A 12,321-nucleotide genomic window follows, 5' to 3' on the forward strand; every position below is an offset into this window, starting at 1 on the left:
GCTGGGGGTGGCGGGCAAAGAGGGAGATGTAGCCAGTTTCCTGGCCGATGACGAGCCAAAAACGCATTCTATTGTGGCGGGAAGCACTCCGTTTTGAGTCGTTGCACGTTGGTTTCGGCCACTCGGAAGTTCTGGATGAGGCTTTTGGAATGACCCCAACTGCCCTCGGCAGGCCTGAGCAAAAAGAAGCGTCAGTGCTCTTTAGGCAGCGGCGAGTTCCCTTTATATTGTGCCAATCTTTCAACTTGCCTGAGTGCGTGAACATGCCGCATTCTGCAAGCCTATGCTAAAACTCCTGCGTCTCTCTTTCCTGCCCCAGTCGGCAGATCTCGGCCTGCTGGTTCTCCGTATGGCCTTGGGCCTGCCGATGCTGGTGCTTCATGGCCTGGATAAAGTCCAAAAATTCGACACCCTCGCACCCAAGTTCCTCCCGCTTTTCGGCCTGCCGTCCAATGTGAGTCTGGGCATGGCCATCTTTGCGGAGCTGGTGTGCGCGGGCCTTGTAGTCGTCGGCCTCTTCACCCGCTTCGCTGCCCTGAGCCTCAGCATCACGATGGGTGTGGCCTTCTTCATTGCCCACAACGCCCAGTTCACGGGTGAAAAACCAGGCGAGCTGGCCTTCGTTTACCTGGCGGGCTTTGTCACCCTCTTGCTGGCCGGTGGTGGCAAGTTTTCGGTGGACGGCAAGTAATCTCATCACCCGGATGCTGAGCCAGGGAGGATTTTCTCCTGCGCTCAGTTCCGGGCGCTTGCGCAGGCGCACCGCCTAGAGAATATTAGGGTGTGCCTGCGTTAAATTCCGCCATCCAAGAGCACCAGGCAGCGCCTTCCCCAGGACGCGATACGTTCCCCACCCCTGTACTGCCAGATGGGGAAAGAACGGGGACCTCATGGGGATCTAAGTCCCCATCCATCAAGACTGATCCTCAACGCATTCAGGTCAGAATTCCCCCAATGGGGAAAATTTCGCACTTCATCCCCATGATGGCTATTCAACGCTTCAGCCTGAAAGGATGCTGCCTCTCATGACGCTCGTTCAACCGATCACAGATTTTCCAGACCGCCTTTCACCGATGGTGGTGAAGGAGCTACGTCAGGGCCTGCGCACGCGGCTTTTTGGCGGAGTCATGATGGTACTGCATGCCATCCTGGTTCTCGTCACACTGATGCGGGGTGCTAACAGCGACGGGTCGGAAGTACGCGGCATCATGGACGGGCTGATTACCTTTGTCCTGTTCTGCATTTTCCCCCTCTGCGGGTTCTCTGCCCTGGCAGGCGAGATCAAGGCGAATACGATGGACATGCTGGTCCTGACCCGCTTGTCCGCAGGGCGAATTGTGCTGGGCAAATGGGCGGCCATTGTCCTGCAATCCCTTTTGGTGACGGTCAGCCTGATGCCTTACATCGTGGCGCGTTATGTCTATGGCGGCTCAGAGCTTTTTGCGGACCTTTGGTCACTGGTCTTTAAGTGGGTGATCAGTGCGGCGCTCACTGCCGGGGTCGTGGCCCTTTCCACCCAGAAACAGTTTTGGCTGCGTGCGCTGATCATTGCAGTGCCCCTCTTTTTCTCGGGACTTTCGTCCATGGTCTGGGCGGGGCTAGGATTCATGAGCGGGCGTAGTGGTGGCTCCTCCATGGGCGGCAGCAGCCTCTGGGAGCCGGTCATCCAGGTCCTGGGCTGTGGCTGGCTCATCTTTGCCCTGCTCAGCTTTGCCGCCACGCGCATTGCCCCGCCGGCCTCTCTGCTCTCGGTGGCCAAGCGGCTGGTAAATCTGGCCGCGCTTATTGTTTTGCCCTGTCTGTACTGGCTAACAGGCCAGACAGGTGGTGCGCTTTTCTTTGTCACTGTGGTGCTCATCGTGGCATCCGTGGATGCAATGACGGAAGAGGTGCATGCCCTGCCTTCGGTTTACCTGCCGTTTTATCAGCGCTCCTGGTGGGGGAAGATTGCGAGCTGGTTTTTAGTCCCAGGTTGGGTGCACGGCTTTTTGTATTCCCTTCTATTGGTTCTCTCCTGCGTGGTGGTCACCGGATTGACGGATGATTGGGGATCTGCTGCACGCATCTGGCTGGTGGGTTGCAGCCTTTGGTTTATCGCGCTGACCAGTCAGTTCCTCTCCTTCCGGCGTACGGGAGATTACCTGGGGGCCTTTTGCGCAGGTGCTTTTATCCTGTATGTGCTGACGATGCTGAGCTCCCTCATCCTGTCCTTTTCCACCCGCAAGGCTGAGCTGCAATGGATGGCCGGCCTGCTCCCGACCACCACCTTTTCCCTGATGGACGGCTCTGTGGGGGGCAGTCTGCAGGGCGGCATGGCCGTCAGTCTGGTCTGGCCGCTCTTTCTGTGGTGTTTTGCCTCCTTCGCTTATCGCCGGAGCCGTGGGGCCCGTGAGGAGGCGCGCAGAGCTCTTTCCGCATGAATACGGCCCCTCTTCCCCTCCTCCGCGATTTCAGCGACCGCCTCAGCCCGATGCTGGTGAAGGAGTTGCGTCATGGACTGCGCACGCGAGCGTTTACTTCCCTGCTTACCAGCTTTCAGGTTTGCATGATCCTCATCACCGGCTCCGGGGTGCTCGGGATCCCACAGGAGGTCATCAGCAATATTTTTTGGACCGTCGCCCTGGTGGCTTTGCTGCTGGCGCTGCCACTGCGGGGTTTCGGCACGCTCTCGGGTGAGGTGCAAGGAGGCACGATGGACATGCTGACGCTGACCTCCATCTCATCCTTCCGGATCGTTTATGGAAAGTGGTCTGCGTTGTTCAGCCAGACCTTGCTGCTATCCATCTCGCTGCTGCCATACATGGTGGCGCGATATCACTTTGGCGGTGTGGAAATCGTGCGGGAGGCGCTGGCGCTAGCCGCCGCAGTACTGGCCTCCGCCATTGTTTCCGCAGCCTATGTGGCCTTTTCTTCACAGCGCTCACTGGTGCTGCGTCTGTTTCTGACGGCGGGCATCCTGCTGGCTCTGGTGCCGGTGACCGTCTTCATTTTTGTCATGATCAATGACACAGGCGGGGACAGGGTGCTGGTGGAATTCCTCACCTTATCCAAACTGGAGCAGGCAGGGTTGCTCCTGGGCATTCCCTTTTTATCCGCCTATGCCGTCTTTACCTTTTTGGCGCTGGGAGCCTCCCGCATCGCCCCGGTTTCAGAAAATCACAGCACGTGGAAACGGCTGATCCATTTGGTCATGCTGATGCTGCTGATGCTCGCAGGATTTGCGCTGAGTTTTCATCCCGATAACTCAGCCACGATCTGGGCCTACTTCCCCTCCGCAGTTTTGACCCTCCTGGTGGGCGTGGATGTCCTGACGGAGCCTATGCCGCGTTTCCCCAGCGTCATCCAGAGGCTTCAAAGCGGCGGCCTCCCCCCTGCGATGGGCAGGTTTCTTTATCCCGGTTGGGCCAGCGCAGTCAATTACTACATCCTGTTAGGCGTGATGAATCTCTGCATCCTCCTTGTGCTTTGGGAAAAGCATTCGATGCATGATTTTGGGGAATTTATCGTGATGATGTCCATTGTGTTGGCCTCCGCCCTTGTTCCTGTCGCCATCCGTTTGAACAAGACCAACCTGTTTGCCAACTGGTGTGTGGTCCACATTGTTTTGGGGGTCATCGGCATCTTGCTCACCATGTTCAGAGGTCTTAGCCGCGCTGGGGAGGTGGGTTTCCTGGGCGTCTTTACCCCCGTGACGGGCGTCTTTGGCTCGATGAACAATTACCAGCATGAGGACGAAATTCTCCTGGCCACTTTTGCCTTCAGCCTCTGCTGGCTGGCCACGGCAGTGGTCCTGGCCAGGAAAGAAAGCGCGGTTTATCAATCGCTGGAAACAGAAGCACGTCTGCTTTCCGCTCCCAACCCTGCTGCTGAATCGTGACTGCCCTGCCTGATGCCACCACACTGCGCAAGCTCCATGGGCAGGCGCGGGAGTGGGCGCGTGTGATGAAGCTGCCCTTCCGCCAACAAAAGTGGCGCGGCCATAGCGGCGAATTTCAGGGCACAGGTGTGGGCAGCAGCCTGGATTTCCAAGATCACCGCGTTTACATTCCCGGTGATGATCCGCGCCAGATCAACTGGCAGGCTTATGCCCGAACTGGCACTTATACGATGAAGCTCTACCGGGAGGAGGTGCGCCCCTTGGTGGACCTGATCCTGGACGTCTCAGACTCCATGTTCGCATACCCGGTCAAGCAGCAGCGGGTCTTGGAATTGCTGGCCTATACCGTGGAGGCAAGCCTGCAAACGGGAGCCACCCTGCGTTGTTTCGCTATACGGGGGGGTGAGCACCGCCTGTTGGAACCCGGCATTATTTTAGCTGGAGGCTGGCCTGCTGAAATCCAGACCCTGCCAGCCAGTGCCGAGCCACCCGCACTAGCCCGCCTGCCCTTGCGAGCGGGTGCTTTGCGGATCTTCATTAGCGATCTGCTTTTCCCGGCTGAGCCAGAGCCGCTGCTGGCTCCGCTCAGCCACCGCAATGGCCGGGGTATCCTCTTTGCGCCTTATTCTGCCGAGGAGGCCCAGCCGGACTGGGATGGTAATTACGAATTCGAAGACGCTGAAACCATCCAGCTGCACGAGCACCGGATCGAGCCGGATCTGCTGCGGCGATATCAGCAGTCCTATACCCGCCACTTCCAGTTATGGAAGAATGCAGCCGCCAAGCATGGCGTGGCTCTGGCCCGAGTATCCGCCGAACAGGACTTTATCAGCTCGCTGCGCGCAGAGGGTTTACCTACGGGCGCAACCGAGGCCGCTTGAATTATTATAAAAATTAAACCTGAGCGATAAAACAATGCTTGTCATTGATGGCTTTGGTTTATATTTAATGACCATGGCGAATATTATTGTCATCGATGACCACCCTCCTGTTTTGAAACTGATGGCTTCTGTATGCCGTGCACAAGGCCATGATGTGATGGCTTACGACAACGCCATCGCGGGACTGGAAGCCATCCGTGAACTGGCCCCCGCTGTGGCGCTAGTGGACCGCCGCTTGGGGGAAGTTGATGGGTTGGACCTCGTCCGCCAGGCACGCGAGCTGTCCCCAGGAACCCGCTGTGTAATGGTCACTGGTTGCACTGAGACCCAGGATATCGTCCTGGCCATGCGCAAAGGTGCCTATAACTACGTCACCAAGCCCTTCGAGGCGGAGCACATTATCACTGCGGTCAATGAAGCACTCATTGAACCGCAGGACAGCCCTCCCACTAAGCAGAAGCTGGTGATTGTTTATCCGAAATATGCGGCTTAATTCAGGCGTGCTGTCCGCGCAAAGCCGCACGGACCATCAGCACTTCGCCCACATTTTCAGCCGTCAGCAGGCCGACCAACCGGCCCGTGACCGGGTCCACCACGGGGATCGCTGGGCAGTTGCTGGCGCGGAGGCGCTCCAGGCCTTCCCCTAGGCTGACGACGGCGGTGAGGGAGTCCGCACAAGGCTGGACGACATCGGCCACCGGATGCATGGAGCCATGGGTATTCAGGGCTGAAACGAGTCCGTTGCGGGTCAGCAGGCCGATCACGTGCCCTGCGCTGTCCAGCATGGGAAAGTCCTGCTGGCTGCCCGCCAGGAGCAGCCCCACAGCATCTTGCAGGGAGGCATCCTGCCGCAGGGTGCGGAAATCCGTCAGCATGGCATCGCGTACGCGCAGGCCCTTTGTCGCCTCTTCCTGGGTGACTGCGGCAGCCTCCTGCCCTGCTGCCATGAAGATGAAGAAGGCGATGAGCAAGAGGACGGGATGAAACTCACGTGAGAACAGCATCCAAAGTGCCACGGTGAGGGCGATGCCCTGGCCGATGGTGGCGGCCCAGCGGGTGGCCTTGCCATAATCCGCAAACATGGCCAGGAAAGCCCGCAGTATCCGCCCGCCGTCCATTGGGAAGGCGGGGATCATGTTGAAAGCCACCATGAGGAGATTCCAGGCCATGAGCTTTTCCCAAAAATGGCCGGGCTGCTCGAAGCGGTATTCAGGGTTAATCACCAGGTTGATCCCGAGCACCAGCCAGATCATCCCTGCGATGGCGACATTCACCAGCGGGCCGCAGATGGCGACGACGAGCTCGTGAGATGGCTTGCGCGGCATCCTTTCCAGCCGGGCGACACCACCAATAGGCAGCAGGGTGATATCAGGAGTGCGGATGCCATAACTGCGGGCGGCGAAGACGTGCCCAAACTCATGCAGGAGAACGCATAGGAATGCCGCGCTGACAAACAGCAGTGCATCCACTGCTCCGGCAGCGCCCTGGCCTCCGCTCATTCCCTGCATCCCCACCAGGAGCAACAAGATGAAGAAGGTCACATGAATGCGGACCTCCGTGCCAGCGACTATCGCGATTTTAAAAGACCATTTCATACCTTTCCTACAGTGCATGCGCCCTCTGCGAATGCAAAGGGCGCATGGTGTCTTTCTCCATGCGCCCCCGAATGCATTGCGGAGTGGGACTAGAAGCGGATGCTCAGGTCAAAGGTGAGGCGATCCTCCGTCAGACCGGCGGGTTCAATGATGGCCTTTTCATAGGCAAAGCCGAAGTCCACGTTCGAAAGGATACGAGAGCGGAAACCCACGGCCAGAGTACCCTGGGTTACTCCTTGGGAGCCGCTGGCACCGAAATTGATGACGTCGTATCCTTCGGTATTCAGGGCGATGTTATTGCCCGCATCAATGACGCTATAGGCATTGAAAGCCACGAAGGGAATAAACCAGCGGCAGCTATAGTAATCCGCCATCAGGCTATAGTGGACGAGGGTGCTGTTCTCCTCCGTATTCATCGGCAGGCGGAGGCCCAGATTGCTGGAGAGATGAAAGTCGCCAAAGCCTTTCTGGGCAGCCACGAAGAGATCCCACTCGCCGCCGCCACGGCCCTGGAAAACTTCGCGGTCCCCGGTAGGGATTTTGAAGGTGAAGCCAGGGGTGAGAATGAACTGGCTGGCTTCATCATCAATGACCGCATACTTAAGGCCCAGGGCCAGATCCATCCAGCCTTCAGGATTGGCGATGGCATCGTTATTGATGCTGAAATATCCATCTTGCGTGGCGATCACGGCGAGCCTGTCGGTCAAGGCATAGCGGATCTGGAGGGCATAGAGTTGGGCATCTCCGCCGCCCAGGAATGAATCATCAATGTTGTGCTGAACAAAGACCGGCCGGAGCTCTGAGCGGATGATCGCATCTTCATGAAAGAAGGGATTGGCCACCGGGGAGATGGTGTGGTCCTTCCAGCTCACGGCTTCCACCGGGACGGTGGGGGCTTTGGCGGAAAGGGCGGGTGTGCCGGCCTGGGCGGCAGTGATGAAGGTGACGGCGGCGCAGGCACCCAGGCTAAGGGAGCGCAACCACAGTGGGCGGGAGGAGTGTTGAAGGTCCATGGCAGTAATAAGCATGGGCCGCCGCTGCCTGATCCGCGGGGATTGGCATTGAATGAGCGTAGATTTCCCTGGGGTATAGAGGCAGCTTTTCCAGTCCGCCGAGTTCCCTGACGGTATGGGCATCCAGCAGAGAAGTTTTTCACAGAACGGTAAGATCACTTTCAGAAGCAGGGCTTTATGAAGCCTGGCCCGCCATTTTATGCGATGGTGGCCAGGCTTTTTGTTAGACATCAGGCGCTGGATTCGTGTTTTTCAATGGTGACAATGCGCATGGGAATGGTCTGCCCCTGGGCACGGACGTTGACAGTTTCCCCGATGTGACGATGAAGCACAGCCCTGGCCACTGGTGCATCCACGGAGATGCGGCCAGTGGCAGCATCGGCTTCATAAGCAGGGACGATCTGGATGTGGAGCTCTGCGTCCTCAGAGTCTTCAGATTCATTGAGGGAGCGGAGTTGAATGCGGTCGTAATAATTGATTTGGATCATGGTCTTGAACGGTTGGAAGGGTGAATGAAGTGATGCCCGGTCATGGGCATGGACTCTCCATGCCGGCCAAGAAATGACCGTCATGGAAGAGGCCGGCGGAAGTTAGGCTTAGGCTTCCTGTGCTGGCTGAGCCGTCAGAGAGGAGAAGGCATAACCCGGATAGAATTTCCTGATTTCAGCGGAGGCCAGACGGATCGCCTCAGGTTCGCTCGGGGCCCTGACCTGATAGGCCGACTGGGCGGAAAGGATACCGAAGGCGGTGTGCTGGACCAGGCTGCCTTTGACATCCCAGAGCGCACCCCGGCCAGAGGCGGGGGAAGCGCGGTTTAGGAAATCGGGCAGTTCATCAGAACTGAAGAGGAATTGTTTTAACCGGGTCAGGAACGGGATCGGGGGACAGGTGCGCGACATGGGGGCGTCCCCACGGGACGCCATTGGATGGACGTGATTCATGGTGAGAATAACAAAATGCACGGCAACGCCTGAGGCGTGCGGCAGGGTTGTATGGGGGAACCGCAGAAGTGCGTGATCCGCCGGGTGGCATGACAGCCTTTTTTATTCAGCGGGCAGTTCTGGAAGCAAACCAGGACTGTCCGCTTAAGCCCGGCTGGCGCACATGCGGTGGCAGCGGGACGTGCCCATACGCTTCGCTGCCAGGATGGCGCGACGGCTTGTATGGAGGGTCACTTTTCTCACAATGCGATTATATAATGCAGATTGGGAAAATGGCAAGGTTATACATGCTAATAACAGGTGATTTGTTAGGCCGTGCGCAGTGACGATCCTCATGTCGGGGAGCTGATTTCGACCCCCATCTCATGGGATTCAAAACGAATATCGGAAGCCGATTGTATCGGCATACGATGTAAATGCAAACAACCGCTGAGGCTGGCATAGTTCATGATTCAGCAGGCCCTTCTCCATCCCATGGCCCGCACGCGCACTATTTCCCAGGCCCAGTATGAAAACCTGGCCTCCTTCCGCTTTGCCCTGCGGCAGTTTTTACGATTCAGCGAGCAGGCAGCCCAGGCGGCGGGGGTGACACCGCAACAGCATCAGGCGCTTTTGGCCATCAAAGGTTTCCCAGGACGCTCGCGGCTGACGGTGGGAGAGCTGGCGGAGCGGCTGCAAGTGGCCCACCACAGCACCGTGGGCCTGGTGGACCGGCTGGTTCTGGAGAAGCTGGTGAAAAGGGATGCCTCCAAGGAAGACCGGCGGCAAGTCTTTGTGAGCCTAACCAAACGGGGTGAGAAGCTGCTGGAATCTCTCTCCTCCGTACATCATGAAGAACTGCGCCGGGTGGGACCGGAGATCCAGGCACTGCTTGAACGCATTGGTGGTGTAAAATGAAGCCCCTCCGTGAGTTCTTTGATTACACTAGAGGTCGGCAGGAAATGCTTCTGCGGATAAACGGATCATCGCCTCATCCCGCTTGTGGGTAGTGTCGCGAGTTCCCATCCAAGCACACATGAGGGCGAACGCAAAGATCAGCAGTGGTCCTGTCAGTTTCAGTATAAGTGGCATTGCGACGTTGCCTCTGCGCCGGACTGATAACAGCGACTGTATACGACGATGCAAACCACCTCTTGAAGAGCCTAGAAAGCAGGTAGCTCCTGTAAGGGCAAATGGCTGTAGCTTAGCTATCCCGAGAAGATCCTGTGCATAATCAGCGGGATCGTTGGTGCCGATGGCAGCCATGTCCGCTTGAATTTCGCAGGCGTCGGTCCAGGTCTTAACAGAAAGCCAGGCTAGGGGATGAAACCAAAGCACGGCCTGGAACATGGACATCCAGACATTCCAGACAGCATCATGGTGCCGGAAATGGTGCCACTCATGCCGTAGCGCACCCATCCGCAGACGCATGGGCCATGAATCCCAATCACCCGGCAATATGACCACACTGGTCATCCCTGGGAGAACTAACGGTGTTTTGATGAATCTGGATATTTTAAAGTGTCGGCGGATGCTGTCCTCCGACTGTCCCAGGCAGGAGGCGATCATGGAAACCGAATCGTTCGGGAGGGGCGATGATGTAGCGATGAGCCGCTTAACGCGATCCCAGCGACGGATCAAAAGAATGGTCTGAACCATGATTCCCGCCACCCAGGCCACTGTCAGCGGAAAGGATAAAATATAAGCGTGCCATGAGTCATGCAACCCGGCCAGAGTCCCGCCGATTCGAAGCTGAACAGGGACCACCAACTCGAGCCCCAGACTCAACACAGGAAGAACGACAACCAGCAAGGTCATCGTCTCAATGACCCTGCGCCTGGGCAAGCCTGCATAACCAAGCCCTAGCGCCAGCAGAAGAAGCAGTGTGACGGATGAGTGAAACCACAACATAACGGTCAATTTTTCTGGTTAGCGCGGTGCGCATCAATCATCTGCTGCAATTTTTCCAGTTCCTCTACTGAGATTTTATTCTGTGCTGGGTCGAGCAGATTCATCGCCAGCTCTGCCGGTGAGTCGTCAAAAAAGGTGGCGAGCAGCTTCCTTAGCGCTCCTTTACGTGCCTTATGGACAGGCTCCTTTGGTGAATAAAGGTAATGACGTGCACCGTCGGCTTTCACCACACTGGCCAGCCCTTTGTCCACCAAGACACCTAACAAGGCACGCACGGCGGAGTAATTCGTTTCTTCTGAAAGCTCGGCCTGCACCTGGGCCACAGTGGCCTGCCCAAGGCGATAGAGGACCTCCATCGCCTGACGCTCCTTTTTGGAATAAGTCTCCGTGGATGTCTGAGGCATAAAAAAAGATGATGCTAAAAACGGGACCAAACAAGCACAAATGCAGAAAAAACTACACTTGGTGTTGACGTGGAATCAGAAGTGTAGAAAAATCTGCACATGGAACCGCTCTCCAATCATTACGCCCTGCTACGAATTTTGAAAATCGCCGCCCTCTTGTTGTCGGCCAGCCTGCTCTCCCACTGCACCAGTCATCCGTATAGAGGGGATGCGGCCAGATATTCCACCCCCGCCACATCTCCAGCAGTAGAAGAAAATTCAATCGCTAAGAGCCGACCAGGTTTGGGTACTGAGTTAGGCCATGAATTGACCGATACATCCTCCACTGCCACGTTTTACCGTAAATCCACAGGGCAACCGGATGCCATGGCCACCTTTCATTACAATGACGATGAAGGAGCACGGCTGATGGCCAGCCTGCAAGGACGTCCGGCCCGGCGTGACGGCGGCTTTGAACTCATCCCCGGAAAGTTGCGGGTCACGGTCATGGATGGATCACGGTATTCGAGTAGCGCACTGGATCACTATGAGTCTGGACAAGGGATTTTTGTGATTGGAACACCTGGGGAAAACTACTCACTCAAGCTCGCAAATCGAACAAGCCGACGCATGGAAGTGGTGGTGTCTGTGGATGGGCTTAGTCTCCTTGACGGCCAGCCCGCCTCCGCGAGAAAGCCTGGCTACATTATCCCTGCCAAATCGGCGGTGATTCTTCGCGGTATGCGTGTCGGTGGAAAACTTTATTCGTTGGAGTTTGGTTCCGTCAAAGAATCAAGGGCCTCGACAGCCTTTGGTCAAAAGGGGGCGCGGAATGTCGGTGTCATCGGAATGGCCTGTTATGAGGAGGATGAAATCGTCAGGCGGCGAGCTCAGGTGGAAGAGAGCTATGTCCGTGAAGGAGCCCGTGCCTTTGGAAGTTGAACAAAGGCCCATTTGGACCTAGCCAATGGGCTCATGAAACTCTCCACCTGGAACGTCAACGGCATCCGCGCTTCTCTGAACAAGGGGCTGCGTGAGTATCTACTGAATCACGATGCGGATGTGGTGTGCCTCCAGGAAACGAAGGCGATGGAGGAGCAGGTGGACATCGCCTTTATGGCGGGCTACCGGGCGGTCTGGAACAGTGCGGAAAAGAAGGGTTACTCCGGCACCTGCATCCTGAGCCGGGTGCCCTGGACAAACTATGCGCTGGGCATGGGCATCCATGATCATGACCGCGAAGGGCGGGTCATCACGACGGAGTTTCCGGATTTTTTCCTGGTGACGGTTTATACCCCGAACAGCAAGGCTGGGCTGGCTCGTCTGCCTTACCGGCTGGAATGGGATGCGGCGTTCCGGGCGTATTTGAAGAAGCTGGAATTGCAAAAGCCGGTGCTGGCGTGTGGGGATCTGAACTGTGCGCACCAGGAGATCGACCTGGCGAATCCGAAGTCCAACCGGATGAATCCCGGCTTCAGCGATGAGGAAAGGGCCAGTTTCACGCAGCATCTGGAGGCGGGTTTTCTGGATGTGTTTCGGGAGTTCGACAAATCCCCTGGACGCTACACCTGGTGGACGCAAAGGACGCCGGATGCACGGGCGAAGAACATCGGGTGGCGGCTGGATTACTGGCTGGCATCTGCAGGCTTGCGCCCGGCCATCACTTCCTGCACGATCCGTGATGACATCCACGGCAGCGACCACTGCCCGGTGGAATTGGTCATTCAACCCTGATCCTGCT

14 protein-coding genes are annotated in these 12,321 nt (G+C 57.1%); 8 read left to right on the forward strand and 6 right to left on the reverse strand.

Features of this window, described 5'->3' with window-relative positions; all coding sequences use genetic code 11:
- The first annotated feature begins 283 nt into the window (after positions 1-283).
- The 5 genes from EI77_RS03400 (at position 284) to EI77_RS03420 (ending at position 5,251) form a co-directional block, all read left to right on the forward strand.
- Positions 284-691: a DoxX family protein gene (locus EI77_RS03400; RefSeq protein WP_133793337.1), complete on the forward strand. Its 408-nt coding sequence runs from the start codon at positions 284-286 to the stop codon at positions 689-691.
- Positions 692-1,025: 334 nt separating this feature from the next.
- On the forward strand, positions 1,026-2,420 hold the full coding sequence (locus tag EI77_RS03405; RefSeq protein ID WP_133793338.1) for a hypothetical protein: 1,395 nt from the start codon (positions 1,026-1,028) through the stop codon (positions 2,418-2,420).
- A complete protein-coding gene (locus EI77_RS03410; RefSeq protein ID WP_133793339.1) occupies positions 2,417-3,877 on the forward strand; it encodes a hypothetical protein in 1,461 nt (486 codons plus the stop codon). The genes EI77_RS03405 and EI77_RS03410 overlap by 4 nt, the downstream gene beginning before the upstream one ends.
- Entirely contained in the window at positions 3,874-4,758 is an 885-nt protein-coding gene (locus EI77_RS03415; protein WP_133793340.1) for a DUF58 domain-containing protein, read from the forward strand. Before EI77_RS03410 ends, EI77_RS03415 begins: the two co-directional genes overlap by 4 nt.
- Before the next feature lie 73 nt (positions 4,759-4,831).
- Entirely contained in the window at positions 4,832-5,251 is a 420-nt protein-coding gene (locus EI77_RS03420; protein ID WP_166647005.1) for a response regulator, read from the forward strand.
- A gap of 1 nt (position 5,252) precedes the next feature.
- Here the strand turns inward: EI77_RS03420 and EI77_RS03425 are convergent, their stop codons facing one another.
- The 4 genes from EI77_RS03425 to EI77_RS03445 all read right to left on the reverse strand — a co-directional run bounded on the left by EI77_RS03425 (position 5,253) and on the right by EI77_RS03445 (position 8,265).
- Complete coding sequence (locus EI77_RS03425) at positions 5,253-6,353, reverse strand: site-2 protease family protein (RefSeq protein WP_133793342.1); 1,101 nt, start codon at positions 6,351-6,353, stop codon at positions 5,253-5,255.
- A gap of 89 nt (positions 6,354-6,442) precedes the next feature.
- Positions 6,443-7,381, reverse strand: coding sequence for a hypothetical protein (locus EI77_RS03430; RefSeq protein WP_166647006.1), 939 nt, complete (start codon positions 7,379-7,381; stop codon positions 6,443-6,445).
- A 215-nt stretch (positions 7,382-7,596) separates the two neighbouring features.
- On the reverse strand, positions 7,597-7,854 hold the full coding sequence (locus EI77_RS03440; RefSeq protein WP_166647007.1) for a GreA/GreB family elongation factor: 258 nt from the start codon (positions 7,852-7,854) through the stop codon (positions 7,597-7,599).
- 108 nt (positions 7,855-7,962) lie between these two features.
- Positions 7,963-8,265: a hypothetical protein gene (locus tag EI77_RS03445; RefSeq protein ID WP_133793346.1), complete on the reverse strand. Its 303-nt coding sequence runs from the start codon at positions 8,263-8,265 to the stop codon at positions 7,963-7,965.
- 516 nt (positions 8,266-8,781) lie between these two features.
- On the opposite strand from EI77_RS03445, the gene EI77_RS03450 reads away from it, so the two are divergent.
- Positions 8,782-9,204, forward strand: coding sequence for a MarR family winged helix-turn-helix transcriptional regulator (locus EI77_RS03450; RefSeq protein WP_133793347.1), 423 nt, complete (start codon positions 8,782-8,784; stop codon positions 9,202-9,204).
- Positions 9,205-9,231: 27 nt separating this feature from the next.
- On the opposite strand, the gene EI77_RS03455 is transcribed toward EI77_RS03450, so the two are convergent.
- Positions 9,232-10,197: a M56 family metallopeptidase gene (locus EI77_RS03455; protein WP_133793348.1), complete on the reverse strand. Its 966-nt coding sequence runs from the start codon at positions 10,195-10,197 to the stop codon at positions 9,232-9,234.
- Positions 10,198-10,202: 5 nt separating this feature from the next.
- A complete protein-coding gene (locus EI77_RS03460; protein ID WP_133793349.1) occupies positions 10,203-10,601 on the reverse strand; it encodes a BlaI/MecI/CopY family transcriptional regulator in 399 nt (132 codons plus the stop codon).
- 99 nt (positions 10,602-10,700) lie between these two features.
- On the opposite strand from EI77_RS03460, the gene EI77_RS03465 reads away from it, so the two are divergent.
- Positions 10,701-11,522, forward strand: coding sequence for a hypothetical protein (locus tag EI77_RS03465; RefSeq protein ID WP_133793350.1), 822 nt, complete (start codon positions 10,701-10,703; stop codon positions 11,520-11,522).
- A 33-nt stretch (positions 11,523-11,555) separates the two neighbouring features.
- A complete protein-coding gene (locus EI77_RS03470) occupies positions 11,556-12,314 on the forward strand; it encodes an exodeoxyribonuclease III (RefSeq protein ID WP_133793351.1) in 759 nt (252 codons plus the stop codon).
- Positions 12,315-12,321 lie beyond the last annotated feature (7 nt).

This window comes from Prosthecobacter fusiformis (assembly GCF_004364345.1).
Lineage (GTDB): Bacteria > Verrucomicrobiota > Verrucomicrobiia > Verrucomicrobiales > Verrucomicrobiaceae > Prosthecobacter > Prosthecobacter fusiformis.